Annotated in this window: 17 protein-coding genes and 3 rRNA genes; 16 read left to right on the plus strand and 4 right to left on the minus strand. The window is 68.7% G+C overall.

The window, feature by feature from the left end:
• Window positions 1-6: 6 nt before the first annotated feature.
• The 4 genes from DEJ11_RS06455 to DEJ11_RS06470 are packed head-to-tail and all read left to right on the plus strand — an operon-like array spanning window position 7 to window position 3075.
• Window positions 7-504 carry a ribose-5-phosphate isomerase gene (locus DEJ11_RS06455; RefSeq protein ID WP_111093737.1) on the plus strand — a complete coding sequence of 166 codons (498 nt, stop codon included), beginning with the start codon at window positions 7-9 and terminating at the stop codon, window positions 502-504.
• Window positions 504-1319, plus strand: a complete 816-nt coding sequence (locus DEJ11_RS06460; RefSeq protein WP_111105266.1) for a triose-phosphate isomerase family protein — start codon at window positions 504-506, stop codon at window positions 1317-1319. Before DEJ11_RS06455 ends, DEJ11_RS06460 begins: the two co-directional genes overlap by 1 nt.
• Window positions 1316-2161, plus strand: a complete 846-nt coding sequence (locus DEJ11_RS06465) for a sugar phosphate isomerase/epimerase family protein (RefSeq protein WP_111055533.1) — start codon at window positions 1316-1318, stop codon at window positions 2159-2161. Before DEJ11_RS06460 ends, DEJ11_RS06465 begins: the two co-directional genes overlap by 4 nt.
• Window positions 2158-3075, plus strand: coding sequence for a phosphogluconate dehydrogenase C-terminal domain-containing protein (locus DEJ11_RS06470; protein WP_071406073.1), 918 nt, complete (start codon window positions 2158-2160; stop codon window positions 3073-3075). Before DEJ11_RS06465 ends, DEJ11_RS06470 begins: the two co-directional genes overlap by 4 nt.
• A gap of 32 nt (window positions 3076-3107) precedes the next feature.
• On the opposite strand, the gene DEJ11_RS06475 is transcribed toward DEJ11_RS06470, so the two are convergent.
• The gene (locus tag DEJ11_RS06475) at window positions 3108-4703 is read right to left on the minus strand and encodes a D-apionate lactonase family protein (protein ID WP_111105265.1); all 1596 of its coding nucleotides are present in this window, start codon (window positions 4701-4703) and stop codon (window positions 3108-3110) included.
• Window positions 4704-4783: 80 nt separating this feature from the next.
• On the opposite strand from DEJ11_RS06475, the gene DEJ11_RS06480 reads away from it, so the two are divergent.
• Window positions 4784-5545 (plus strand): SDR family NAD(P)-dependent oxidoreductase, encoded by a 762-nt coding sequence (locus tag DEJ11_RS06480; RefSeq protein WP_111105264.1) that lies wholly within the window; start codon window positions 4784-4786, stop codon window positions 5543-5545.
• A 176-nt stretch (window positions 5546-5721) separates the two neighbouring features.
• Here DEJ11_RS06480 and DEJ11_RS06485 read toward each other — a convergent pair whose 3' ends face one another.
• Together DEJ11_RS06485 and DEJ11_RS06490 are read right to left on the minus strand one after the other, a co-directional pair.
• Window positions 5722-6678, minus strand: a complete 957-nt coding sequence (locus tag DEJ11_RS06485) for a DUF1648 domain-containing protein (protein WP_258375580.1) — start codon at window positions 6676-6678, stop codon at window positions 5722-5724.
• Window positions 6675-7025, minus strand: a complete 351-nt coding sequence (locus DEJ11_RS06490; protein ID WP_111024843.1) for a GntR family transcriptional regulator — start codon at window positions 7023-7025, stop codon at window positions 6675-6677. The genes DEJ11_RS06485 and DEJ11_RS06490 overlap by 4 nt, the downstream gene beginning before the upstream one ends.
• 122 nt (window positions 7026-7147) lie before the next feature.
• Here DEJ11_RS06490 and DEJ11_RS06495 point away from each other — a divergent pair, with 122 nt between their 5' ends.
• Together DEJ11_RS06495 and DEJ11_RS06500 are read left to right on the plus strand one after the other, a co-directional pair.
• The gene (locus DEJ11_RS06495) at window positions 7148-7342 is read left to right on the plus strand and encodes a hypothetical protein (RefSeq protein WP_071246336.1); all 195 of its coding nucleotides are present in this window, start codon (window positions 7148-7150) and stop codon (window positions 7340-7342) included.
• A gap of 85 nt (window positions 7343-7427) precedes the next feature.
• Complete coding sequence (locus tag DEJ11_RS06500; RefSeq protein WP_111105262.1) at window positions 7428-7955, plus strand: hypothetical protein; 528 nt, start codon at window positions 7428-7430, stop codon at window positions 7953-7955.
• A 9-nt stretch (window positions 7956-7964) separates the two neighbouring features.
• On the opposite strand, the gene pdxR is transcribed toward DEJ11_RS06500, so the two are convergent.
• On the minus strand, window positions 7965-9401 hold the full coding sequence (gene pdxR / locus DEJ11_RS06505; protein ID WP_111105261.1) for a MocR-like pyridoxine biosynthesis transcription factor PdxR: 1437 nt from the start codon (window positions 9399-9401) through the stop codon (window positions 7965-7967).
• 21 nt (window positions 9402-9422) lie between these two features.
• Here pdxR and DEJ11_RS06510 point away from each other — a divergent pair, with 21 nt between their 5' ends.
• From DEJ11_RS06510 to DEJ11_RS06550, 9 genes are all read left to right on the plus strand, one after another.
• Window positions 9423-10172 (plus strand): pyridoxamine 5'-phosphate oxidase family protein, encoded by a 750-nt coding sequence (locus tag DEJ11_RS06510; protein ID WP_111105260.1) that lies wholly within the window; start codon window positions 9423-9425, stop codon window positions 10170-10172.
• A 182-nt stretch (window positions 10173-10354) separates the two neighbouring features.
• The gene (locus DEJ11_RS06515) at window positions 10355-11308 is read left to right on the plus strand and encodes a C40 family peptidase (RefSeq protein ID WP_111105259.1); all 954 of its coding nucleotides are present in this window, start codon (window positions 10355-10357) and stop codon (window positions 11306-11308) included.
• Between the two features lie 93 nt (window positions 11309-11401).
• The gene (gene rlmN, locus DEJ11_RS06520; RefSeq protein ID WP_017885785.1) at window positions 11402-12634 is read left to right on the plus strand and encodes a dual-specificity RNA methyltransferase RlmN; all 1233 of its coding nucleotides are present in this window, start codon (window positions 11402-11404) and stop codon (window positions 12632-12634) included.
• Window positions 12635-13190: 556 nt separating this feature from the next.
• Window positions 13191-14712 (plus strand): 16S ribosomal RNA (locus DEJ11_RS06525).
• A gap of 432 nt (window positions 14713-15144) precedes the next feature.
• A 23S ribosomal RNA gene (locus DEJ11_RS06530) occupies window positions 15145-18272 on the plus strand.
• 152 nt (window positions 18273-18424) lie between these two features.
• Window positions 18425-18541, plus strand: a 5S ribosomal RNA gene (rrf, locus tag DEJ11_RS06535).
• The 16S, 23S and 5S rRNA genes sit together here, the layout of an rRNA operon.
• A gap of 128 nt (window positions 18542-18669) precedes the next feature.
• Window positions 18670-19800: an ROK family transcriptional regulator gene (locus tag DEJ11_RS06540; RefSeq protein WP_111105076.1), complete on the plus strand. Its 1131-nt coding sequence runs from the start codon at window positions 18670-18672 to the stop codon at window positions 19798-19800.
• 105 nt (window positions 19801-19905) lie between these two features.
• A complete protein-coding gene (locus tag DEJ11_RS06545) occupies window positions 19906-21921 on the plus strand; it encodes a beta-galactosidase (RefSeq protein WP_111105075.1) in 2016 nt (671 codons plus the stop codon).
• The gene (locus DEJ11_RS06550) at window positions 21918-24077 is read left to right on the plus strand and encodes an alpha-galactosidase (RefSeq protein ID WP_258375542.1); all 2160 of its coding nucleotides are present in this window, start codon (window positions 21918-21920) and stop codon (window positions 24075-24077) included. The genes DEJ11_RS06545 and DEJ11_RS06550 overlap by 4 nt, the downstream gene beginning before the upstream one ends.
• The last annotated feature ends 188 nt before the right edge of the window (window positions 24078-24265 follow it).

The following is a 24265-nucleotide window of genomic DNA, read 5'->3' on the forward strand; positions in this document are numbered from 1 at the left end:
ACCCGCATGAGTGAGCAGCAGTTCCGTATCGTCGTCGGTTCGGACGACGCCGGCTTCGACTACAAGGAAGTCATCAAGGCCGACCTCGCGAAGGACCCCCGCGTGGCCTCCGTCGTCGACGTGGGCGTGGACGCCGACGGCCACACCGCCTACCCGCACGTCGCCGTCGACGCCGCCCGTCTGGTGGCGAACGGCGAGGCCGACCGCGCGATCCTGATCTGCGGCACCGGCCTCGGCGTCGCGATCGCGGCGAACAAGGTCCCCGGCATCCGCGCCGTGACCGCGCACGACTCGTTCTCGGTGGAGCGCTCGATCCTGTCGAACGACGCCCAGGTGCTCTGCATGGGGCAGCGCGTCGTCGGGGTCGAGGTCGCGCGCCGGATGGCGAAGGAGTGGCTCGGCTACACCTTCGACCAGACGAGCGCGAGCGCTGAGAAGGTCAACGCGATCTGTGGGTACGAGACGAGCACAGCCGACGTTGCCGGCAAGGCGGCCGACGCCTGATGCCCTCGACCACGGCGGCCGCCCCGGTGACGATCGGGGTGTCGCTCAAGATGTACTTCTCGCACGCCCGGACGCTCGAGTGGGCGGCCGCCGTGGCCGACATCGCCCGGAGCCACCCGGCGGTGCGGTCCGGCGCGGTCGAGCTCTTCGTGGTGCCGACGTTCCCGTCGCTCGTCCCGGTCCGTGCGGTGATCGGGGACGCCCCCGTGACGCTCGGCGCGCAGGACCTGGCGTGGGCGGACAGCGGCGCCTTCACCGGCGAGGTCTCCGGCGCCGAACTCCGTGAGATCGGGGTCGACCTCGTCGAGATCGCACACGCCGAGCGACGCGAACTGTTCCACGAGACGGACGACGAGATCGCCGGCAAGGTACACGCGGCGTACCGCAACCACCTGCGGCCCCTGATCTGCATCGGCGAGACCGAGCGCGCCGCCGACGGCGACCCCGCGGCAGCGATCGCCGAGGTCACCGCGCAGCTCGACCGCTTCACCGCCACCGCGACCGCCGACGGGCTGGCCGGACCGCTCATCGCCGCGTACGAGCCGGTGTGGGCGATCGGTGCCCCGCAACCCGCACCCGACGAGCACATCGTCGCGGTCCTGGCCGGCATCGAGCAGCACCTGGCGACCCGGCCGGAGCTCGCCGGCTCCGTCGCGATCTACGGCGGCAGTGCCGGTCCGGGCCTGCTGGCCCGCGGTGCCGGACGCATCGGCGGCCTGTTCCTCGGCCGCTTCGCCCACGACCCCGAGGCGATCCGCACGATCCTCGACGAAGCCGAGGCGCTGGCCGCGACGCAGGACGGAGCACCGGCATGACGTCCCTGCTCGGCCTCTCCACCTACGCCTACTTCTGGCGCATGTCCGACCGCATCCCGTCGCCGATGTCCCTCGACGACGCCCTGCGCGCCGCCGCCTCGCACGACGGCGTCGACCTGTTCCAGATCTGCGACCACCTGCCGCTCGACACCGCGACCGACGAGCGCCTGGCCGCGATCCGGTCCCTGGCCGCCGACCTCGGTCTCACGCTCGAGGTCGGCACCCGCGGCACCCGGCCGGAGCACCTCGCCCGGTACCTGCACGTCGCGCAGCAGCTCGGTGCGACGCTCGTGCGGAGCATGTGGACGAGCGGCGACGACCAGCCCGACGCGGCCGAGACCGAACGACGCCTGCGGCAGGCGCTCCCCGCCTACGAGCGCGCGGGCGTGACCCTCGCGCTGGAGACCTACGAGGTCGTCGCCACCGCCGACCTCGTCGCCGTCGTCCAGGCGATCGGCTCCGACCGCCTCGGCATCTGCCTCGACCCGGCGAACACCGTCGCCCGACTCGAACACCCGGCCGACGTCGTCGCGATGACCGCCCCGTACGTCGTCAACTGGCACGTCAAGGACTCCGCCTTCACCCGCTCGCCGGGCTGGGTCGGGTTCCAGTACACCGGCGTCCCGATCGGCACCGGGGTCCTCGACCACGACGCCGTCCGTGCCGCGCTCGAGCCGGACACCCGGGGGATCAACCGCGTCATCGAGTTCTGGCTGCCGTGGCAGGACGAGTACGCCGGCGCCGAACCGCTGCCAGGGGAGACCCCCGCACAGACCACCACCCGCATCGAAGCGGCGTGGACCGAACACACCATCGAGTACATCAGGAGCAAGGAATCATGACCGACACCGTCACCACCACCCACACCGTCGCTGCCGGATCCGGCACGGCCGACGTCACCGTCGCCGTGATCGGTGCCGGCGGCAAGATGGGCACCCGCGTCTCGAACAACTTCGCGAAGAGCGAGTACACCACCCTGTACAGCGAGGCCTCGCCCGCCGGGCAGGAGCGCATCCAGGCCCTCGGCCGCGAGATCACCGACAGCCTCGACGCCGCGAAGGCCGCCGACGTCGTCATCCTCGCCGTCCCGGACGTCCTGCTCGGCACCATCTCGGAGCAGCTCGTCCCCGTCATGAAGCCCGGCGCGTCGATCCTGACGCTCGACCCGGCCGCCGCCTACGCGGGCCTCCTCGCCAAGCGCGAGGACATCCACTACGCCGTGGCGCACCCGTGCCACCCGTCGGTGTTCCTCGAGCGCACCACCAAGGCTGAGTGGGACGACACCTTCGGTGGCATCGCCGCCCCGCAGGAGGTCATCGCGGCCTTCGACGCCTCGGAGTCGCTCGGCGACGAGGGCGACCGCGCCAAGGCCGTCGCCGAGGCCGTCATCACCACCATGTACGCCCCGGTCATCCAGGTGCACTGGGTCACGGTGAAGCAGCTCGCCGTGCTCGAGCCGACCCTGGTCGAGACGATCGCCTGCATGATCGGCGACTTCCTCAACGACGCCCTCGAGGAGACCGTCACCGGTGTCGGCGTACCCCGCGAGGCCGCCCGCGCCATGCTCTACGGCCACACGTGGATCGCGCTCACGAACGGCCTGCGCGGCTCGAACCCGTTCTCCGACGCCTGCCACATCGCGATGGGCTACGGCCGCGAGAAGCTCATCAAGGAGGACTGGAAGCAGGTCTTCGACGACAGCGAACTCGACTCGGTCATCGCGAAGATGCTCAAGATCGACGCAGTCCGGCGCTGAGCCGGACCGCCACCGACCACCGCGCCGACCCGTCAGCGCACCCGGACCGGAACGCCCCGCCGACCCCCTTCCGGCGGGGCGTTCCCCGTGCCGTCGGCGGCCACGAACCCGCGCGGCCCCCACGCCTCGGCCAGCGTGATCGAGGCCACGCCCGGCACCGTCAGCGCTCGCGCCGCGTCGGCGAACCACCGCTCGGCGGCCGGCGTGTGCTGCGCCGGGTCGGTCGCGTCCGGAACGGTCTCCGGCCCGTACCCGTGCTCGACGGTCGCGTCCGTCACGACCGGGGTCGGCGCCGTCGCCACCGCGTTGCACCGTGGCCGCAGCGTCACCGGTCCGACGTGCAGCGCCCTGCCGGCGGCCAGCCTGGAGGCACTGCTCACCACCCAGCGCTGCATCCGGATCGACTCGGTCACCTGTTCGGGCGACCGGTCGTGCATCTGCGGCGTCACGCTGCAGGTCAGGGGGCCGTCCCAGCCCGAGAACACCGCGATCGAGCGGTTCAGCTCGGTGAAGTGGGCACGGGTGCCGGCAACGACCTCCAGCGCGCCGACCGCTGCCACCGCTTCGCGCAGTGCCCGCTGCAGCGCCGGCGTCGTCACGTGCGACACCGGGTCGAACGCCCCGACGCGAGCCACCGGCCCGGCTTCGAGCACCTCGTCGATCGCCGCGCGCAGCAGCACCGGGTCGTCGGTGACGAACCGGACGTCCAGGGGAGCGCCACCCGCGTCACGCCGGGCCGAGGCGAGCACCGCCTCGACGTTCGGGGCCCCGAGGACCGGCTCGACCAGGATCGGGAACCCGCGGAGTAGGTCGGCGTCGTCCGGGCGCGCAGCGACCGGCGCCGAGCCCGCGAGCAGCTGGAGCGTCGGTGGGGGCGTGACCACGGCACCGGGACCCGGCCCGTCGAGCGCCGCGAGGTCCGGGGCGGGGGAGGCCGCGCCTCCCGACCGGGTGCCCGGACCCCCTGCCGGACCGCCCGCCGTCGCACGCAGGGTGAGCCCCTGCCGAACCGTCGTCCCCGGCGAGAGGGCGACCGGGAACGGCTCGGCGAGCGGCGTCGAGTACGTCTTGAACGAGGCGTCGGTCCAGTTCCGCTGGTCCTCGGTCTCGAACACGTCGCCGGTCAGGTCGAGCGACAGCGCGGTCGCGCCCACCGACCAGTCGAGCCCGGCGACGTCGACGGCCGGCTGGTGCGGCGCGATCCAGAACGGGAACGCGGTCGCCGTGCTGCTACCGGACGGATGCCGCACCGTCAGCGGCTGCCCGGCCAGGGTCGGCGGGTGCAGGACGACGAGTCCGATGCGGTTGCGGCGGAAGGCCCGCGTGACCGTCCCGACCGCGGCGATCCGCAGGGTGTCGTCCTCGAGCGTGGCCTCGAGGACGGTGCGCACGACCTCGACGCCGTCGTACCGTGCGCTGGTCTCGATGCGGATGCGGCTCTCGTCGCCGTCCACCGTCCGTGTCGAGACCGTGTCGTCGGCGGTGCGCCAGTCGTGGTCGCGGACGACGAACCGGACGGCGCGCAGGACGAGCGTCCCCCGGAACGTGACGTCGGCGAGTTCGGCTCCGCGCAGGGCCAGACGCCAGGGCCCGACGGACACGATCTCGTCGTTCGACGTCGCAGTCATGGTGCATGCCTAGCACCGGTCAACCGGTTGGGCAATGATGGGGGTGACGGAGCAGCGCTGCTCCGAGGACGGAGTCCCACATGACCGCACGACTCGACGGCCGGACCGCACTCGTCACGGGAGCGGGATCCGGCATCGGCCGCGCGATCGCCGACCGCTTCGTGGCCGAGGGGGCCACCGTCGTCTACGCCGACCGCGACGCCGACGCGGCCGCCGGTGCCGCCGTCGCAGCCGGCCCGACCGCGATCGGCCTGACGATGGACATCGCCGACGAGGCGAGCGTGGCCGCGGGGTTCGCCGGACTGGCTGACCGTGACGCGAGCCCCGACGTGGTGGTCGCGAACGCCGGAGTGCAGCTGTTCGGCCACGACGCGAAGGTCGCCGACGTGTCGCTCGAGACCTGGGACCGCACGCTCGCGGTCAACCTCACCGGCACGTTCCTGACGATCAAGCACGCCGTCCGGGCGATGCTCGCGGGCGGCACCGGCGGGTCCGTCATCGCCACCGGGTCGCCCACCGGCCTGAACGGTGAGGGCGCCGACTTCGCGGCGTACTCCTCGACCAAGGGCGGCATCCACGCACTCGTCCGGGCGACCGCGATGGCCTACGCGCGGGACGGCATCCGGGTGAACACGGTCGTGCCGGGCTACACCGAGACCGGCCTCGTGTCGGCGATCTCCGGTGACCCCGAGGCCCGAGCGGCGATCGTCGCCCGCACCCCGCTCGGTCGCCCGGGCACCCCCGACGACGTCACCGGGATCATGGTCTACCTGGCCAGCCAGGAGTCGTCCTACGCCACCGGTGCGGAGTTCCGCGTCGACGGCGGCATGACGAGCCTCTGACCCGGCGCACGGCCCGCCCGTCCTGCGAAAGCGACAGTGTTCCACCGAACGTTCGCGGCACACTGTCGCCCTGACGGGACAGTCGCCGCAGCGATGACGAGGTCTGTCGCTTCCGCGGACAGGTCCCGCCCGCCGCCGAACCCGCCACACCGCCCTGGAGGCCCGTTGCGGCCCCGTCAGGCCGTCTCGCGCCCGGCGAGCAGCGCGCCCAGGGCCGCGGCACCGCCCGCAGCGTCGGGCACGGTCACCATCCGCGCCTGCCCGCCGCGGAGCCGCGCGACCAACCCCGGCCCGGACCGCACGACGTAGGCGACACCGCGGCCCGAGATGCGGTAGCCCCAGCCGCCCCACTGACCCGGGGACACCTGCTCCCAGCCGCACGACTCGATGCGGTCCAGCGGGACGCGCATGAGGGGGATCCTCGTCCAGGTGGACGTGAGCCGCATGCCGCGACGGTCGACGGTGAGCTCCACCCGCGCCAGCACCAGCACAGCGAGCCCCGCGAGCACCATCGCCAGGCCGGAGACGACCGCCGTCGTCACCCCGGCCGACGCCGTCCAGACGGCGGTGCCGACGCCGAGCACCACGACGACTACCCCGAGCACCGCGAACCACCGGCTGCCGACGCGTGCGCGCCAGGCGACGCGGGTGTCGGGCCCGACCGCCAGGGGAGCGACCTCGTGGGCCGGCACGGGTGCAGCGACCCGGAACAGTGCGAGCACGGGGACGGCGGCGACCACCACGGCGACGAGCAGGAACGGGACCGTCCACCAGGGGGACAGGGTGCCGTCGCCGGCCGTGTTCGTCCACGCGAGCACGACCCAGGCCGTGCCGAGGGTCCCGGCCAGCAGGTTCGCGACGAGCAGCACCGTGGCTGCCGTCCGCCTGTCGCGCCAGCGCAGCGCGGAGAACGCGAGTACGACGGCCACCAGTGCCACCGCCAGGGTGACCCAGAAGGCCGTCCACGGTGATCCCCAGCCGTCGGCGGTGCCGTCCGTCCGGAAGTGGATCGCGATCCGCGCGGGCATGGTGGACGCTGCGAGGACCGCGGTGAGCACCAGTCCCACCGCGACCAGGAGCCCTGGTGCCGTCACGGCCAGCCGTGTGCCGGTGGTCATCGGTCGAGTCGTCATCGTGCCCCCTTGATCATCGTGAACAGGTCGTCGAGCGAGACGCCCAGGGTGTCCGCCTGGTCACGCAGCTCGTCGACGAGCGTGCGCAACCGGTCGAACGAGGCGTTGCCCGATCGCAGGACCGTCGCACCGCGGCCGCGCCGCAACTCGATCAGTCCGTCGTCCTGCAGCAGCGCGTAGGCGCGCAGGACGGTGTGCATGTTGACGTCGACCGAGGCGGCGAGGTCCCGCGCAGCGGGCAGCCGCTCGCCGTTCCGGAGCTCGCCGCGGGCGATCGCATGGCGGATCTGGGTGGCGACCTGCTCTGCCAGGGTCGCTCGCGCCTGCGGGTCGACGGTGATCAACATGTTCGCATTTTATGCGAACAATCCGGCATCGCACCAGGGCTGGTCCACCCGTTCGGAACCAGTTTGGCCGCGGAACGCAGCACGTGGTTCCGCGGCTCCCGGCACGCGTACCGTCCGTCTCGATGACCGAATCACCCACCACCACCGCCCCGTCGAACTACGAGTCCGCCGACGGTGTGGACCCCCTGCACGTCACCACCTACCGACAGGTCCGCAAGGCCGCCCGCCGCGGACACGCGCTGCCCGGCGACGCCGGAGAGCCGTCCCTCGCCGACCTCGTGAACGCCCGGAAGAACGGCACCGCCGAGTCCCGCTGACGCAAGCTCACGATCCGGTCTCGACCAGGTCTCGATCGGGACACGACGACGCGAACGGCACGACGGCGCTGCCACGATGACGTCCATGGTCTCCTTCCGGTCCGCACTGCCCCTCGTCGTCGTGAGCGCGGTCCTCGTGTCCGGCTCGCTCGCCGGTTGCTCGACCGATACCGATACCCACGCCGACGCAGCGGCGCGGTCGACGTCGACTCCGAAGGCGACCTCGGAGACCTCGGACGCCCAGCCCGTGCGCGGTGCGACGGACCCGATGGAGGAGGACCGGAGTGCTGCGGCGATCTGCGGCCAGATCAGTGCGCTGACGACGATCTCGCTGAACGCGACGGTCGGCCGCAGCCAGGGCGATCTCTCCGAGGCGCAGTACCAGGCACTGATCGCGGCGGAACGCTTCGGCTACGAGCACCTGTCGAGCAGCGACGAGGAGCTCGATGACGCGATCGACTACGCCCACGAGTACCTCGACGCGCACCCCGCACCGAAGTCCGGGCCGGCGCTCGAGATGACCCCCGAGTGGGAACTCGTCGGGCGGACCCTGATCACCGCGTGTCAGCGGGCCGGGTCGAACGTCGTGGGCACCGCCCAGTACGGCGGCTGACGACCCGGATCAGGCTCCCGTGACCGCCGTCACCAGGGCGTCGAGCGCGCGGTCGAGCTCTGGCATCGTCACGGCGCCGTAGCCGAACACGATGCCCGGCGGCGTGCTGCCGGGTGCGAGCCCGTACTCCTCGAGCGACGCCACGAGCACCCCGGCGTCCGCCAGCCGACGCGCGATCCGCGCCCCGGTGGTCGGACCCGACCACGTGACCACCGCATGCAGCCCGCCGTTCAGGGCACGGGCCTCCAGTCCGGCGACGCCGCCGAGCCGAGCCGCGATCCGGGCCCGGCGGTGCGTGTAGTCGCGGCGCACCCGACCCAGGTGTCGCCGCAGCGCACCCGTCCGCAGCAGGTGCACGAGCGCGGCCTGCACCGGCTCGGCAACGACCGCGCCACGTGCCCGACGCGCACCGAGTACCGCGTCCGTCACCGGAGAACCCGCCGCTGCAGTCGTCGGCAGCACGAGGTAGGCACACCGCAGCCGGGGGTCGAGCGTCTTCGAGAACCCGCCGACGTGCAGCACCACGCCCTCGGCGTCGAGTGCGGCCAGCGCGGGCACGGGCGCGCCGCGGTGCCGGAACTCGGAGTCGTAGTCGTCCTCCACCACCACGGTGCCGGTGGTGGCGGCCCAGGTGAGCAGCCGCCGGCGCCGGGCGACGGGCATCACCGACCCGAGTGGGTACTGGTGCGTCGGGCTGACCAGGACGGCGTCGACCGGTCCGGCGGCTTCGAGTGCGTCGAGGTCGAGGCCGTCTTCGCCGACCGGGACGCCCACCAGGGACCCACCCGCACTCGTGACCGCACGGTGTCCGGTGCGGTACCCGGGGTCCTCGACGGCGACGACGGGAGCGCGACCCAGCAGCCCCCGCAGCGCCTCGGTGACGAGCGACAGCGCCTCCGAGGTCCCCGCGGTCACGAGCACCCGGTCGACCGACGTCGTGAACCCGCGGGTCAGGCCGAGCTGGGCGACGACCTGTGCGCGCAGGTCGGGGGAGCCGAGCGGGTCCGCGATCGCGTTCCGGAGCGGTGCCGACGCCGCTGCGTGCCAGGCTGCCCGCCAGTCCCGCTGCGGGATGGCGGTGACGGCGGGGATGCCCGGACGGCAGTCGATGAGCGAGGACGTCGGGTCCGGACCGTCCGGATCGGGGGAGCGGGCGCCGACCGAAGCCGGCGTCATGCCCGCGTCCACCGTCACACTCGCCGCGACCCGCGCGAGGGCACCGTGCCGCGTCCGCAGGTACCCCTCGCCGTCGAGCTGCTCGTACGCCGCGACCACGGTGCCCCGGGCCACCCCGAGCTCCGCCGCCAGCGCCCGCGTCGAGGGCAGCGCATCGCCCTCGCGCAGGGTGCCGTCGTGCACCATCCCGCGCACCCGTGCCACCACCTCGGACACCTTGCTCGACTGGTCCACCGTGATCGCCCCGATCTGGTCCAGGCACCGGACCACTGGTGACCCTAGCGTGACGACGTGCCCACCTCGAGTCCCGAACCAGAACCGACAGCCGACGACCCCTCGCTCCGCGTCCGCCGCCTGCGCGACCGCCAACTCGACGACCCCGCCGTCCTGCACGCGATCCTCGCCGAGGCCCACCTCGCCCACGTCGGCATCGTCCGCGGCGGCCACCCCGTCGTCCTGCCGTTCCTCTGCGCCGTCGGGGACCTCGGCGACGGCTCCGTCCTGCTGCTGCACGGCTCGACCGGTGGTGGGCTGTTCCTCGACGCCGGAGCCGAGGGCGTCCCGGTCGCCGCCACCGTCACCCACCTGGACGGCCTCGTCTTCGCACGCTCGACCAACGACAGCTCGGCGAACTACCGCAGCGCGATGATCGCCGGGCGCGCGACCGTGGTGCCGACCGACCTGCGCACCGAAGCCCTCTGGCAGGTGGCCGACCACCTCATGCCGGGCCGCCGAGCCGAGGTGCGCGAGATGACCGCGAAGGAGGTCCGCGCCACCCAGGTCCTCCAGCTGCCCCTCGACCGCGCGAGCGTCAAGGTCCGCGCCCACGGTGTCGGCGAGGACCCGGCCGACGGCGAGGACCACTCCGTCTGGGCCGGCGTCCTGCCACTCGCGGTCCGCGCCGGTGTCCCGATCCCGGGGGACATCTCGGGGGACAGCCCGGTGGACGCGTCGGTCGTCGCGCTGTCGGCTCGCCTCGACCGCCTGGCGGCCGACCGGGAGGCCCGGATCGCCGCCGTCATGCGGGTCACGCCGGTCTGAGTCCGGGTCCACCGCCGCGGGCCGGCTCCGGAACGCCCGTGCGCGCCGTCGGAGTGACCTGCGAGCGGTGCTCGTTCCTGTGACCAGCCGCAGGAACACTCCGGCGCTGCCCAGCCGCGAGCACCGTCGTGACCAATACGTTACTTTCCGGACCGCCGAGTGGTCCCGACCCGGAAGGACCCATGGGACGCCACACCCTGCCTGCAGCAGCCCACGACCGTCAGCCCGCGCGAACGCACACGCACCCCACGGTCGACCCCGCGCCGCTGACGCCGGACACGCAGCAGTCCCGTCCCCGTGGCCGCCGCTCGGCCCTCGGCCCAGCGGCCGCCCGCTCCACCTTCGTCGAGCACCCGAAGCCGGCCCGGACCGTGCGGATGCAGCCGCGTCCCGCCCCCGTCGCCTCGTCGGCCGGCAGTGCGGTGCTGAGCCGGACCGCCACCCTGCGTGCCGAGCGCGCCGTCGACCCGCGGCAAATCCGTCGCTCCGCCAACGCGAAGCGTGCCGCGATCCTGCTCGCCCCGGCGATCGCGGTGACCTCGAGCCTGACGCTCGCCCTGCCCGCGAACGCCGACACCCTGCCCGCGGACACCCGCTCGGGCACGACCACGGCGCAGGCCGCCCAGACCTTCACGGTGGCGCACGACGTCCAGGTCCCCGTGGTCTCCACCGACGGCATGACCACGACGACGACGATCGTGTCGTACCCGACGCTCGACCTCCGCTTCGGGGTGACGACCGCGCAGGCACAGTCCGCGTTGTCCGCCGCACTCTCGGCCGGCGGTGACCGGGCCACGGTCGTGCAGACCGCCCTGCAGTACATGGGGGACCCGTACGTCGAGGGCGGCGCGAGCCACGAGGGCATCGACTGCTCCGGGCTCACGATGGTCGCGTACCAGGCGGTGGGGATCCAGCTCGTGCACTACGTGCCGACGCAGGACGCCGTCGCCACCACGATCCCCGAGTCCGAGGCACTGCCTGGCGACCTCGTCGTGTACGACGACGAGGACCACGTCGGCCTGTACCTCGGCCAGGGACTCGTCCTGCAGGCACCGCACCCGGGCGAGGTCGTCGACATCGTCCCGATGTACTCGGCGGCGCACCACTTCGCGCGCGTCCTGCCCGCCGGCAGCTGACCCGACCAGCCGTGGTGCGGCCCTGGTGGTGACCACCAGGACCACCCGGACGGGGCGTCCCCACCGATCACGGGCCTCCCGTATCCTGGAGTGATGGCTTCCGACACCCGCACCCCGTTCGAACAGCAGCAGTCTGCTCGTCCGCAGGTGCGCCCGCGCACCGAGGGCTGGAAGCAGGCCACCGACACCGACGGTCGCCCGCTCCTGCAGTTCGCGTCCCCGAAGCGTGGCAAGCCGCCCGTGCACCTGGCCGACCTGACGGCCGAGGAACGCGAGGCCCGCGTGAAGGAACTCGGCCTGCCCGGGTTCCGCGCCAAGCAGCTCGCGACCCACTACTTCCAGCACTACACGTCCGACCCGGCCAAGATGACCGACCTGCCCGCCGCCCAGCGGGAGCAGCTCGTCGCCGGGATGCTGCCGCCGCTCCTCACCGAGACCCGGCGGCTGGCGACGGACAACGGCGACACGATCAAGTTCCTCTGGAAGCTGCACGACGGCGCCCTGGTCGAGTCGGTCCTCATGCGCTACCCCGGCCGCATCACCCTGTGCGTCTCGTCCCAGGCCGGGTGCGGCATGAACTGCCCGTTCTGCGCCACCGGCCAGGCCGGGCTGACCCGCAACATGTCCACTGCCGAGATCATCGAGCAGATCGTCCGGGCCAACGCCGCGATCGCCGCCGGTGAGCTCGGCGGTGATCCCCGCAAGGGCGGCAACGACCGCGTCGACGCCGAGCGCGTGACGAACATCGTGTTCATGGGCATGGGGGAGCCGCTCGCGAACTACAAGCGGGTGATGGACGCCGTGCGGTTGATGGTCGCACCGCAGCCGAACGGTCTCGGCATGAGTGCCCGCGGCATCACGGTGTCGACCGTCGGACTGGTGCCGGCGATGATCAAGCTCGCGGACGAAGGGATCCCGCTCACGTTCGCGCTGTCCCTGCACGCACCCGACGACGAGCTCCGCGACGAGCTCATCCCGGTGAACTCGCGCTGGAAGGCCGACGAGGCAATCGATGCCGCCCACAACTACTACGTCAAGACGGGCCGTCGTGTCTCGATCGAGTACGCGCTCATCAAGGACATGAACGACCACGCCTGGCGAGCCGACCTGCTCGCCGAGAAGCTCAACAAGCGCGGCAAGGGGTGGGTGCACGTCAACCCGATCCCGCTCAACCCGACGCCGGGCTCGGTGTGGACCTCGTCCGAGGTGCACGTGCAGGACGAGTTCGTCCGCCGACTCAACGCCGCAGGCATCCCGACGACCCTGCGCGACACCCGCGGCAAGGAGATCGACGGGGCGTGCGGGCAGTTGGCCGCGGCCGAGTAGGTCGGTCCTGTTCGTTCGGGAGGCACGGTGCGGGTTCGCACCGTGCCTTCCGTCGTTCCCGGGGTCGCGCTCACCCCCGTCGATCCCCGGAAACCCGGGGGACACGTGCCGTTCACCCAACTGCGACACGCCCGGGAGGGACGACGGTTGGCAGGGCCCCCGGGGCGTGTGTAAAGTAATCACTCGTTGCCGCTGAGGCGGAGAACGGAACGGCCGAGACGGTCACAGGGTGCAAGCCCTGGATGCGCAGTCCGGACGGGGTCCCGCTCAGGCAACATCCCCCCGAAGAAGTCGAAATCATTCGACGTGTCTGACGGTGGAACAAGACGAATGCCTCTCTGGCGGAACCTTTCGTGGGTCGAGCGGGGAGTGCGTCTGGTCCTTGAGAACTCAACAGCGTGCACATTGTCAATGCCAATTTATTGATTGACCTCGTGCCTGGTCGGCTTGCTGACCGGGTCATGAAGCAATTCCTTTTGGATTGAAGATTGTCAGTAGACAGTCAACAGTCAGAATCAACTCGGTCTGATGCCTTCGGGTGTTGGGTCTGTATTTTTTTACGGAGAGTTTGATCCTGGCTCAGGACGAACGCTGGCGGCGTGCTTAACACATGCAAGTCGAACGATGATGCCCAGCTTGCTGGGTGGATTAGTGGCGAACGGGTGAGTAACACGTGAGTAACCTGCCCCTGACTCTGGGATAAGCGTTGGAAACGACGTCTAATACTGGATATGATCACTGGCCGCATGGTCTGGTGGTGGAAAGATTTTTTGGTTGGGGATGGACTCGCGGCCTATCAGCTTGTTGGTGAGGTAATGGCTCACCAAGGCGACGACGGGTAGCCGGCCTGAGAGGGTGACCGGCCACACTGGGACTGAGACACGGCCCAGACTCCTACGGGAGGCAGCAGTGGGGAATATTGCACAATGGGCGAAAGCCTGATGCAGCAACGCCGCGTGAGGGATGACGGCCTTCGGGTTGTAAACCTCTTTTAGTAGGGAAGAAGCGAAAGTGACGGTACCTGCAGAAAAAGCACCGGCTAACTACGTGCCAGCAGCCGCGGTAATACGTAGGGTGCAAGCGTTGTCCGGAATTATTGGGCGTAAAGAGCTCGTAGGCGGTTTGTCGCGTCTGCTGTGAAATCCCGAGGCTCAACCTCGGGCTTGCAGTGGGTACGGGCAGACTAGAGTGCGGTAGGGGAGATTGGAATTCCTGGTGTAGCGGTGGAATGCGCAGATATCAGGAGGAACACCGATGGCGAAGGCAGATCTCTGGGCCGTAACTGACGCTGAGGAGCGAAAGCATGGGGAGCGAACAGGATTAGATACCCTGGTAGTCCATGCCGTAAACGTTGGGCGCTAGATGTAGGGACCTTTCCACGGTTTCTGTGTCGTAGCTAACGCATTAAGCGCCCCGCCTGGGGAGTACGGCCGCAAGGCTAAAACTCAAAGGAATTGACGGGGGCCCGCACAAGCGGCGGAGCATGCGGATTAATTCGATGCAACGCGAAGAACCTTACCAAGGCTTGACATACACCGGAAACGGCCAGAGATGGTCGCCCCCTTGTGGTCGGTGTACAGGTGGTGCATGGTTGTCGTCAGCTCGTGTCGTGAGATGTTGGGTTAAGTCCCGCAACGAGCGCAACCCTCGTTCTATGTTGCCAGCGGGTTATGCCGGGGACTCATAGGAGACTGCCGGGGTCAACTCGGAGGAAGGTGGGGATGACGTCAAATCATCATGCCCCTTATGTCTTGGGCTTCACGCATGCTACAATGGCCGGTACAAAGGGCTGCGATACCGTAAGGTGGAGCGAATCCCAAAAAGCCGGTCTCAGTTCGGATTGAGGTCTGCAACTCGACCTCATGAAGTCGGAGTCGCTAGTAATCGCAGATCAGCAACGCTGCGGTGAATACGTTCCCGGGCCTTGTACACACCGCCCGTCAAGTCATGAAAGTCGGTAACACCCGAAGCCGGTGGCCTAACCCTTGTGGAAGGAGCCGTCGAAGGTGGGATCGGTGATTAGGACTAAGTCGTAACAAGGTAGCCGTACCGGAAGGTGCGGCTGGATCACCTCCTTTCTAAGGAGCATCTGGTCAGTGCTGGTCGCCCATTAGGGGTGGTTGGTTGCTGGTCCAGGCGCCTGTTTCGGACCGAACGTGTCCGACGGGTAGCTCATGGGTGGAACATTGACAGTGCAGTTGGGAGTGATGCTTCCGACCTCAGTACGCTCTGCTTGCAGGGTTGGGACGGGTCGGGGTGGAGCTGCTGGCTGGTGCACGTTGTTGGGTCCTGAGGGACCAGGCTTCCTGCTGTCACGTGAGTGGTGGTGGGGGTTGGGCCTACGGGTCCTTCGTCGGGCCAGGGTGAACCTACCTTGTGGTGGGGGAGTGCTGGTGCCGATCGTATGTTGAGAACTACACAGTGGACGCGAGCATCTTTGATTCGCGTCATCCATGATCAGCCTCTTAGGTTGTTGATTGGTGACGTTGGATCGCAATTTTAATCTTTGTGGTCAAGTTTCTAAGAGCAAACGGTGGATGCCTTGGCATCTGGAGCCGATGAAGGACGTAGAAATCTGCGATAAGCCTCGGGGAGCTGATAATCGAGCTGTGATCCGAGGATTTCCGAATGGGGAAACCCCGCCAGGCGTTTTGCGACCTGGTGACTCCCGCCTGAATATATAGGGCGGGTAGAGGGAACGTGGGGAAGTGAAACATCTCAGTACCCACAGGAAGAGAAAACAACATGTGATTCCGTGAGTAGTGGCGAGCGAAAGCGGATGAGGCTAAACCGATCATGTGTGATAGCCGGCGGGCGTTGCATGGTCGGGGTTGTGGGACACGTCACTCAGTTCTGCCGGACTGGGACGGTTACAGCGCATCATAGTCGAACCGGTTTGAAAGCCGGGCCGTAGTGGGTGCCAGCCCCGTAGACGAAATGGTGTTATGGCCGGATGTGTATCCCAAGTAGCACGGGGCCCGAGAAATCCCGTGTGAATCTGTCAGGACCACCTGATAAGCCTAAATACTCCCAGATGACCGATAGCGGACAAGTACCGTGAGGGAAAGGTGAAAAGTACCCCGGGAGGGGAGTGAAATAGTACCTGAAACCGTTTGCTTACAAACCGTCGGAGCCTCCTTAGTAGGGGTGACGGCGTGCCTTTTGAAGAATGAGCCTGCGAGTTAGTGATATGTGGCGAGGTTAACCCGCGAGGGGCAGCCGTAGCGAAAGCGAGTCTGAATAGGGCGTTTGAGTCGCATGTTCTAGACCCGAAGCGAAGTGATCTATCCATGGCCAGGTTGAAGCGACGGTAAGACGTCGTGGAGGACCGAACCCACTTCAGTTGAAAATGGAGGGGATGAGCTGTGGATAGGGGTGAAAGGCCAATCAAACTTCGTGATAGCTGGTTCTCTCCGAAATGCATTTAGGTGCAGCGTTGCGTGTTTCTCGCCGGAGGTAGAGCTACTGGATGGCCGATGGGCCTCAACAGGTTACTGACGTCAGCCAAACTCCGAATGCCGGTGAGTGAGAGCGCAGCAGTGAGACGGTGGGGGATAAGCTTCATCGTCGAGAGGGAAACAACCCAGACTACCAACTAAGGTCCCTAAGCGTGTGCTAAGTGGGAAAGGATGTGGAGTTGCACAGACAACCAGGAGGTTGGCTTAGAAGCAGCCACCCTTGAAAGAGTGCGTAATAGCTCACTGGTCAAGTGATTCCGCGCCGACAATGTAACGGGGCTCAAGCACACCACCGAAGTTGTAGATTTCGCACTATAGACAAGCCTTCGTGGTTCAGTCGTGCGGAGTGGTAGGAGAGCGTCGTGTGGCGAGTGAAGCGGCGGAGTGATCCAGCCGTGGACGCTACACGAGTGAGAATGCAGGCATGAGTAGCGAAAGACGGGTGAGAAACCCGTCCTCCGAAAGACCAAGGGTTCCAGGGCCAGGTTAATCCGCCCTGGGTAAGTCGGGACCTAAGGCGAGGCCGACAGGCGTAGTCGATGGACAACGGGTTGATATTCCCGTACCGGCGAACAACCGCCCAAGCTAATCCAGTGGTGCTAAGAGTCCTAACCCGGTACAACCGGATCCCTTCGGGGTGATGGTGGCCGGTCTAACGCTCGACCCCATGCTGGTGCGGTTAGCGTATGAACAGGTGTGACGCAGGAAGGTAGCTGAGCCAGGCGATGGTATCCGTAAGGTGAACCTGGTGTAAGGATGTAGGGCTGACGATAGGCAAATCCGTCGTCTGTGTGCCTGAGATCCGACGCGTACCCGTAAGGGGAAATCAGTGATCCTATGCTGCCGAGAAAAGCATCGACGCGAGGTTGCAGCCGCCCGTACCCGAAACCGACTCAGGTGGTCAGGTAGAGAATACCAAGGAGATCGAGAGAATCGTGGTTAAGGAACTCGGCAAAATGCCCCCGTAACTTCGGGAGAAGGGGGGCCGGACACGTGACCGGATTTACTCCGTGAGCGTTGAAGGCCGCAGAGACCAGTGGGAAGCGACTGTTTACTAAAAACACAGGTCCGTGCGAAGTCGCAAGACGATGTATACGGACTGACGCCTGCCCGGTGCTGGAAGGTTAAGAGGAAGGGTTAGCCTTTGGGCGAAGCTCTGAATTTAAGCCCCAGTAAACGGCGGTGGTAACTATAACCATCCTAAGGTAGCGAAATTCCTTGTCGGGTAAGTTCCGACCTGCACGAATGGCGTAACGACTTCCCAGCTGTCTCAACCGCGAACTCGGCGAAATTGCACTACGAGTAAAGATGCTCGTTACGCGCAGCAGGACGGAAAGACCCCGTGACCTTTACTACAGTTTGGTATTGGTGTTCGGAGTGGCTTGTGTAGGATAGGTGGGAGACTGTGAAGCGGGCACGCTAGTGTTCGTGGAGTCATTGTTGAAATACCACTCTGGTCACTTTGGATGTCTAACGTAGGACCCTGATCGGGTTCATGGACAGTGCCTGATGGGTAGTTTAACTGGGGCGGTTGCCTCCCAAAGAGTAACGGAGGCGCCCAAAGGTTCCCTCAACCTGGTTGGCAATCAGGTGGCGAGTGTAAGTGCACAAGGGAGCTTGACTGTGAGACTGACAGGTCGAGCAGGGACGAAAGTCGGGACTAGTGATCCGGCAGTGGCTTGTGGAAGCGCTGTCGCTCAACGGATAAAAGGTACCTCGGGGATAACAGGCTGATCTTGCCCAAGAGTCCATATCGACGGCATGGTTTGGCACCTCGATGTCGGCTCGTCGCATCCTGGGGCTGGAGTAGGTCCCAAGGGTTGGGCTGTTCGCCCATTAAAGCGGTACGCGAGCTGGGTTTAGAACGTCGTGAGACAGTTCGGTCCCTATCCGCTGCGCGCGTTGGAAATTTGAGAAGATCTATCCCTAGTACGAGAGGACCGGGATGGACGAACCTCTGGTGTGTCAGTTGTTCTGCCAAGGGCACCGCTGATTAGCTACGTTCGGACCGGATAACCGCTGAAAGCATCTAAGCGGGAAGCCGTCTTCGAGATGAGATTTCCATGCACCTTGAGTGTGAGAGGCTCCCAGCAGACTACTGGGTTGATAGGCCGGATGTGGAAGCGGGGACTAACGACCCGTGGAGCTGACCGGTACTAATAAGCCGAAGACTTGATAACACACTGATTTCCGTGCACTTGTTGCACGGGCTCGCGTCCACTTTGTGGTTCCCGACAGACGATCGGGAATCGAAACTGAATACACCGCTCTGCCCTCTTCACCGAGGGCAGCAGTCGGGACAGCTTTGAGACCAGATCATGGTCGAAGGTGTTCCGGTGGTCATAGCGAGAGGGAAACGCCCGGTCACATTCCGAACCCGGAAGCTAAGCCTCTCAGCGCCGATGGTACTGCAAGGGGGACCTTGTGGGAGAGTAGGACGCCGCCGGACTTAACGTAGCAACACCAGGGAACCCCTGACCATTCGTGGTCAGGGGTTTTCTGCGTTCTGCGGCCCGTTCGGGGTCCTTGTCGAAGGGGTCCGGTCAGGCCGTAGGATCAGCCGACGACGGAGGAACGATGACCGAAGCCTGGCCGGCCCTGCCCGACGGCTCCCGACTGGCGCTGCGGGAGATCCTCATCCACGGGGTGCTCTCCCGCGCCGAGATCGCTCGGTCACTCGGGCTCTCACGGGCGAGCCTCACGCGGGCGATGCGCATCCTCGTGTCACAGCGGCTCGTGGTCGAGGTCGGCACTGATGTTCGCGGCGCCACCGGCCGCCCGTCGGAGCTCCTGCAGGTGAGCAGCGGGCAGTGGGAGTTCCTCGGCATCAAGCTCACGAAGGACCGCCTGTACGCCGCGGTCACGGACCTGGGCGGACGGGTCCTCGCGCTGCACGAAGAGGCGATCGACGACACCGCGGCCGAGTCGCTCGCGGAGCAGATCACGGCGGTGCTCGAGCGGCTCCGGGATGCGCACCCGGCGATCTGTGCGGTCGGGGTCTCGCTGCCCGGAGACGTCATGGTGCGCGCGGGGGAGTCCGTCGTCGCGGCGTCGGTGTTCCTCGGGTGGCACGAGGTGCCGTTCGCCCGGATGCTCGAGGAGCGGACGGGCATCGCCACGTTCACCGCGAACGACGTCCATGCGCTGACGGCGAAGGAGCACTGGTTCGGTGCGGGTGCCGGCCGTGGGTCGATGGTGCTCGTGACGGTCGGTGAGGGCCTGGGCCTCGGACTCATCGCGAACGGGCAGGTCTCCACCGGGGAGCACGGGCGACTGGGGCGCATCGGGCACCTTCCCGTCCTCGGAGGCGGTCCGGACTGCGGTCTCGGTCACGCCGGGTGCGCCTCGAGCTACCTGCCGAGTCCGGTCATCGTGCGGAACGCCGGGCACGAGGGGAAGACGTACGACGAGGTGGTCGAGCTCGCGCGGGACGGCGACGAGAGCGCCCTCGCTGCGTTCGAGGATGCCGGCCGCGCCCTCGGGGTCCTGCTCGCCACCGCGGTGCACATCGCGGACCCCTCGGCGATCGTGCTGACTGGTGACGGGCTGCCCGTGTACGACCTGGCGCGGGCGACCGTGGACGATTCGATGCGGGCCGCCCTGGCGCCGTACACCGAGCCGGTCACGGTGGAGGTGCAGCCGTTCGAGTTCTCGGAGTGGGCACGCGCCGGGGCGGTCCTCGCCATCCGCCGGCTGCTGGGGGAGTGAGCGGTCGAGAGATCAGGCATAGGTGTCGGCGCGTTAGTTACACACGTTGACAAACGCGGACGCAGACGGGAGGCTTGAGCGGTCCACACCATCGAAGGAGATGCCGTGACCGCTGCCCCCACCGTCCCGTGGCCGACCGACGGCCTGTCGTTCGGCGGCGACTACAGCCCCGAACAGTGGCCCCGGGAGACCTGGCTCGAGGACGTTCGCCTGATGCGCGAGGCCGGGGTGAACCTGGTCACCGTCGGGGTGTTCTCGTGGGCACTGCTCGAGCGGTCGCCGGGGGACTTCACGTGGGAGTGGCTCGACGACGTCCTCGCGCTGCTGCACCAGAACGGGATCGCGGTGGACCTCGCGACGCCGACCGCTGCCCCACCGAACTGGCTGCTGACCGCACACCCGGAGATCCTCCCGGTGGACGCCACGGAGCGGCGAGAGCGACCGGGTGGACGACTCGGGTGGTGCCCGGCCTCCGAGCTGTTCCGGGAGTACGCGCTCCGCATGGTCGACGCGTTGGCGGAGCGGTACGGCCGGCACCCCGCGGTGCGGCTCTGGCACGTGAGCAACGAGCTCGGCGGCGGCAACGGCCGGTGCTACTGCGAGGAGTCGGCAGCGGACTTCCGGCACTGGCTCGTCGCGAAGTACGGCGACGTCGAGGCCGCGAACGACGCGTGGGGCACGGCCTTCTGGGGGCACACGTACACCTCGTTCGACGAGGTCTCGCCACCGCGCGGTGTGGGCGGAGCGCCGAACCCCGGGCTCGCGCTGGACTTCGAGCGGTACTCCTCCGACGCCCTGCTCCGCCAGTACGACGCCGAGAAGGCCGTCATCGAGCAGCACTCGGACGTGCCGGTCACGACGAACTTCATGGTGGGCGCCGGGTCGCAGGTCGTCGACTACGCCGGGTGGGCGAAGCACGTTGCGATCGTCGCGAACGACCACTACACGCTCGTCGACGACGCCCGCCGCGAGCAGGACCTCGCGCTGGCCGGTGACCGGATGCGCGGGATGTCGGCGGACCGCCGCCCCTGGCTGCTGATGGAGCACTCGACGGGTGGCCCGAGCTGGCAGCAGCGCAACCGCGCCAAGGAACCCGCGGAGCTCGTCCGGAACGCCCTGGCGCACGTCGCACACGGGTCCGACGGGGCGCTGTTCTTCCAGTGGCGGGCCTCCACCGTGGGTGCGGAGCAGTTCCACTCGGCGATGCTCCCGCACGCCGGCACCCGCACTCGCATCTGGCGCGAGGTGCTCGCCCTCGGCCGGGCACTGCAGGACCTCGCCCCCGTCCAGGGCACCCGCGTCGAGCCGGCCCGGGTCGCGATCGTCGTGGACGAGGCCTCCGGGTGGGCCGTGCAGTCGGGGCTCAAGCCGCACCGGGGCCTGCGCTACGGCCGGGAGCTCCGCGCCTGGCACCGCGCGTTCCACGATCGGCAGGTGCTGACGGACGTGGTGCCCGCCGACGCCGACCTGGACGGCTACGACGTGGTCGTCGTGCCGACGATGCTCATCGTCGACGACGCGACCGCCGCGCGGCTGTCCGCCGTGGTGAACCGCGGCGCCACTCTGATCGTCACCTACCTGTCCGGCGTCGCCGACGAGACCGCCCGCATCCGCACCGGCGGGTACCCGGGAGCGTTCCACCAGGTGCTCGGCGCCTGGAGCGAGGAGTTCACCCCGCTGCAGCACGACGAACGCTGGACCCTCGACGACGGCGAGGTCGTCACCGACTGGGCCGAGGCGGTCGTCCTCGAGGACGCCGAGTCCGTGCTCCGGTACACCGACGGCCCGCTCGCGGGCCGGCCCGCCGTCACGCGCCGCGCCGTCGGCGGCGGCGCCTGGTACGTGTCCGCGATGCTCGCGGACGACAGCATCCAACGGCTCGTGGACGGGGTGATCGCGGAGCGGGGGATCCTGCGGACGGTCACCGGGCCTCCCGGCCTGGAGGCGGTGCGTCGCGTCGGCGACGACGGTTCCGCCTTCCTGTTCCTCGTCAACCACCGTGCTGACGACGTCACGGTCGTCGCGTCCGGCACGGACCTGCTCGACGGGTCCGGCCACGGGCCGGACACCGTCGTGCCGGCCGGACGCGTCCGCGTGCTGCGCGAGGAGCGGGCCTCGTGACCGTCGTGGAGCGCGAGTCGACAGCCGTCGGTGCCGGCGATCGACGTGTGTACGTGCTGCGATCGGCCGGGGTGTCGCTGGTGCTGGCGTCCGCGGCGGACGGGCTGCCCGAGGTGCTGCACTGGGGTCGGGACGTCGGGCCCGTCGCGCCGGACGATGCGGCCGACCTGCTGCTCGCACTCGGCCGGCCGCTCGGGCCGAGTGCGCTCGACGCGCGGTGGCCCCTCACGGTGCTGCCGACCGAGCGCGACGGGTGGGAGGGGCGACCGGGGATCGCGGGGCACGTGGACGGGATGCCGCTCGTGCCGCGGTGGCTCGACGTTGTGGTGATCGGTGACGACGAGCGGATCGTCGTGACCGCCGAGTCGGACTCGTTGGCGCTCCGGAGCGAGTTCGCGCTCGACTCCGCGGGGGTGCTGCGGGTGCGGCACACGGTGACGAACACCCACGCCGAGCCCGTGCACGTGCAGGCGCTCGAGGCGACGCTGCCGGTGGGCGAGCGGATCACCGAGGTGCTCGACCTGGGCGGACGGTGGACCCGAGAGCGCACACCGCAGCGCCGGGGGGCGACGGCCGGGAGCCACGCGCGGGAGAGCCGTCGCGGGCGGACGGGCCACGATTCGCCGACGTTGCTCGTGCTCGGGACGCCCGGGTTCTCGGACGCCGAGGGCGAGCTGTGGGCGGTGCACCTGGCCTGGAGCGCGGACTCCGTGTACCGGTACGACCAGCTCGCCGAGGCGCGACCATTGCTCGGTGCCGGAGAACTGCTGCGCGCCGGCGAGGTCGTGCTCGGCGAAGGGGAGTCGTTCGCCGCCCCCGACGCCGTGTTCGGCTGGAGCGACACCGGGATCGACGGGCTGTCCGACCGGCTGCACGACTCGTTGCGCAGCCGCCCGGGGCACCCGCGACGACCCCGGCCCGTGGTGCTCAACACGTGGGAGGCCGTCTACTACCGGCAGGAGCTCGAGCCCCTGGTGGCCCTGGCCGAGACGGCGGCGGACATCGGCGTCGAGCGGTTCGTGCTCGACGACGGGTGGTTCCTCGGCCGGCGGTCGGACTCGACCTCGCTCGGAGACTGGCGCGTCGACCCGTCGGTGTGGCCGCACGGGCTGGCACCGCTCGTCGACCGGGTGCGTGCGCTCGGCATGGAGTTCGGCCTGTGGTTCGAGCCCGAGATGGTCAGCCCGGTGTCCGAGCTGGCGGAGGCCCACCCTGAGTGGATGCTGCAGCGCCCCGAGGACGACGTCCGCACGTGGCGGAACCAGTACGTGCTCGACATGGCGAACCCGCTGGCCCGGCACCACGTGCTCGAGAGCATGTCCCGCGTGATCGGTGAGCACCACGTCGACTTCGTGAAGTGGGACCAGAACCGGGACATCGTGCACGCTGTGCACGCGGGACGCGCCGGCATCGACGCGCACACCCGCGGCGTCTACGCGTTGATGGACGAGCTGCGTGCGCGGCACCCGTGGCTCGAGATCGAGGCGTGCGCGAGCGGCGGTGCCCGGATCGACCTCGGCGTGCTCGAGCGCACCGACCGGGTGTGGCCGTCGGACTCGAACGACGCCTTCGAGCGACTGCCGATCCAGCGCTGGACCGAGGCACTGCTCCCGCTCGAGCTGATCGGCTCGCACGTCGGGCCGGAGATCTCGCACACCACGGGCCGGCACCTCGACCTGGACTTCCGGATGGCGGTGTCGTTGTTCGGCTCGGCCGGCATCGAGACCGACATCACGAAGCTGTCGCCCGAGGAGCTCGACCGGCTCCGGGCCTGGACGGCGCTGTACCGACGGGAGCGCGGGCTGCTGCACTCCGGGCGGCTGCGGCACCTGGACCTCGGGGAACCGGGGACGGTGGCGACGTCGGTCGTGGCCACCGACCGTGCGCGGGCGCTGGTGCGGGTGGCGCGGACGGAGACGGGGCCGAGGTCGTTGCCGGTGCCGCTCCGGATGCGCGGACTCGACCGGTCGCGGCGCTACCGGCTCGCCCCGGTGTCCGGGCTCGCTGTCCCGCGCGGGCTCGACATGGTGCCGCCGGAGTGGCTCGTGCGCGGACACCTGGAACTGACCGGCGCCGTGTTCGAGGACGTCGGCGCCCGGCTGCCACTGCTCGCACCCGCGACCGCGATCGTGCTGGAGCTCCGCGCGATCGACTGAGCGCCGTCAGCCGCGCTCCTTCGGCGGGGGAGGCGTTTCCTGATCGGTGACGTGACGGTTCTGGTTCGCGATCCTCGGGGATCGTGAACCAGAACCGTCACGCGTCGAGAGGAAATGGCCGTCCCGGGGCGCTCGGTGTGGGGTGTCGCGCGGTGAACGAGGCGGCGGTGCGGGACGGCCGCTCCGTC

Source organism: Curtobacterium sp. MCLR17_058, assembly GCF_003234705.2.
Lineage (GTDB): Bacteria > Actinomycetota > Actinomycetes > Actinomycetales > Microbacteriaceae > Curtobacterium > Curtobacterium flaccumfaciens.

Coding starts and splice junctions, on each gene's coding strand:
- DEJ11_RS06455 (WP_111093737.1), top strand. CDS start 7: ATGAGTGAGCAGCAGTTCCGTATCGTCGTCGGTTCGGACGACGCCGGC.
- DEJ11_RS06480 (WP_111105264.1), top strand. CDS start 4,784: ATGACCGCACGACTCGACGGCCGGACCGCACTCGTCACGGGAGCGGGA.
- DEJ11_RS06515 (WP_111105259.1), top strand. CDS start 10,355: ATGGGACGCCACACCCTGCCTGCAGCAGCCCACGACCGTCAGCCCGCG.
- DEJ11_RS06460 (WP_111105266.1), top strand. CDS start 504: ATGCCCTCGACCACGGCGGCCGCCCCGGTGACGATCGGGGTGTCGCTC.
- DEJ11_RS06475 (WP_111105265.1), bottom strand. CDS start 4,703: ATGACTGCGACGTCGAACGACGAGATCGTGTCCGTCGGGCCCTGGCGT.
- DEJ11_RS06465 (WP_111055533.1), top strand. CDS start 1,316: ATGACGTCCCTGCTCGGCCTCTCCACCTACGCCTACTTCTGGCGCATG.
- DEJ11_RS06540 (WP_111105076.1), top strand. CDS start 18,670: ATGACCGAAGCCTGGCCGGCCCTGCCCGACGGCTCCCGACTGGCGCTG.
- DEJ11_RS06495 (WP_071246336.1), top strand. CDS start 7,148: ATGACCGAATCACCCACCACCACCGCCCCGTCGAACTACGAGTCCGCC.
- DEJ11_RS06490 (WP_111024843.1), bottom strand. CDS start 7,025: ATGTTGATCACCGTCGACCCGCAGGCGCGAGCGACCCTGGCAGAGCAG.
- DEJ11_RS06470 (WP_071406073.1), top strand. CDS start 2,158: ATGACCGACACCGTCACCACCACCCACACCGTCGCTGCCGGATCCGGC.
- rlmN (WP_017885785.1), top strand. CDS start 11,402: ATGGCTTCCGACACCCGCACCCCGTTCGAACAGCAGCAGTCTGCTCGT.
- DEJ11_RS06500 (WP_111105262.1), top strand. CDS start 7,428: ATGGTCTCCTTCCGGTCCGCACTGCCCCTCGTCGTCGTGAGCGCGGTC.
- DEJ11_RS06485 (WP_258375580.1), bottom strand. CDS start 6,678: ATGACGACTCGACCGATGACCACCGGCACACGGCTGGCCGTGACGGCA.